This is a genomic window from Xanthobacter agilis (assembly GCF_021730435.1).
GTDB lineage: Bacteria > Pseudomonadota > Alphaproteobacteria > Rhizobiales > Xanthobacteraceae > Xanthobacter > Xanthobacter agilis.
The window spans coordinates 1-931 of record NZ_JABWGX010000064.1; the positions used below are offsets into that span (position 1 = coordinate 1).

The window sequence follows — 931 nt, forward strand, 5'->3', positions numbered from 1 at the left end:
AGAGTCTGTCCGGGAACATCACGCAGGATTGCATAACCTTCGCAGCATGAGGCGGATGGAGGCGAGACGGAGGAAGGCGAGGCCCTTGCGGTTGAAGCACTCCCAATCCTTTGCCAACCTGCGGCAGCGATTGAGCCAGGCGATAGTGCGCTCCACGACCCAGCGTCGTGGCAGAACATCGAAGCCTTTGGCGCAATCTGATCGCTTGACGATTTCAATTTCGATGCAGCGTGTCACGGCGGCCAGACCATCACGGAACTGAGGGCCCTGATATCCGCCATCGGCGAAGAGTTTCTTCAAGAACGGATGCAACCCGAACGTCGTCGCCATCGTCATGACCCCGCCATCGCGATCCTGGACATCGGCGGAATGCACGATGGCGTGCAGCAACAAGCCGAGCGTGTCTACGAGGATGTGGCGCTTCTTGCCCTTGATCTTCTTGCCCGCATCATAGCCGGGTGCATCGTGAGCCCCCCTTTTTCCGCGCCTTTCACGCTCTGGCTGTCGATGATCGCCGCCGTCGGACTGGTTTCGCGCTCGCCCTGCTCGCGGCAGGCGACATAGAGGGTGTGATGGATGCGATCCAGCGTTCCATCCCAACTCCAAAGGTCGAGATAGTCAAACAATGTGCTGCGCGGCGGCAGGTCTTTGGGGACTGCCCGCCACTGACAGCCGGTGCTCAGGACGTAAAGTATCCCGTTCATCACCTCGCGCACATTGATATGGCGGCGATTGCCGCCCCGCTTGGCGGGCGGAATCTGGGCCTCGACAAGCGCCCATTCTTCGTCCGACAAATCGCTGGGGTAGCGAAGCTTGCTGCGGTCGTAACGCTTGCAGTTCTTTGCTGTCCACATCGGTGACCATCCTCGAATCAGGCCACCTCTCTTGAATCACATCCGATTCAAACAATTCAAGATGTTCCCGGACAGAC

The 931-nt window shown here is 59.0% G+C and carries 1 pseudogene; it reads right to left on the reverse strand.

Annotated elements, in window-relative coordinates:
* Window positions 1-18: 18 nt before the first annotated feature.
* A pseudogene (locus tag HUW53_RS21695) lies at window positions 19-854 on the reverse strand (IS5 family transposase).
* Window positions 855-931: the final 77 nt, after the last annotated feature.